Annotated in this window: 1 CRISPR repeat array. The window is 62.8% G+C overall.

Features of this window, described 5'->3' with window-relative positions:
- Positions 1–392: a CRISPR direct-repeat array (repeat unit 26 nt; unit sequence TGTTCCCCGCGCGAGCGGGGATGAGC).
- The last annotated feature ends 1 nt before the right edge of the window (position 393 follow it).

Below are 393 nucleotides of genomic sequence, written 5' to 3' on the forward strand. Positions count from 1 at the left end.
TGTTCCCCGCGCGAGCGGGGATGAGCCGCGGCACCCTCAGCGGGGGAGCGGTACCTCTCCGTGTTCCCCGCGCGAGCGGGGATGAGCCGGGTCAAGACACCGTGCAGCTTGTAGTAACAGAGTGTTCCCCGCGCGAGCGGGGATGAGCCGACTTGAAACATGATTTTCTCCTGACTGATTTGGTGTTCCCCGCGCGAGCGGGGATGAGCCGGGGGTGAGCTTTCATTGAGGCGTTCGCTGAAAGTGTTCCCCGCGCGAGCGGGGATGAGCCGGATACGGTAAGGCTGTGTAAGACTATCCCCGAGTGTTCCCCGCGCGAGCGGGGATGAGCCTTCAATACCTAAACCCAGGTTTCCACATGTTAAGTGTTCCCCGCGCGAGCGGGGATGAGCC

Source organism: Rothia sp. HMSC069C03 (assembly GCF_001811075.1).
In the GTDB taxonomy this organism is placed as follows: Bacteria; Actinomycetota; Actinomycetes; order Actinomycetales; family Micrococcaceae; genus Rothia; species Rothia mucilaginosa.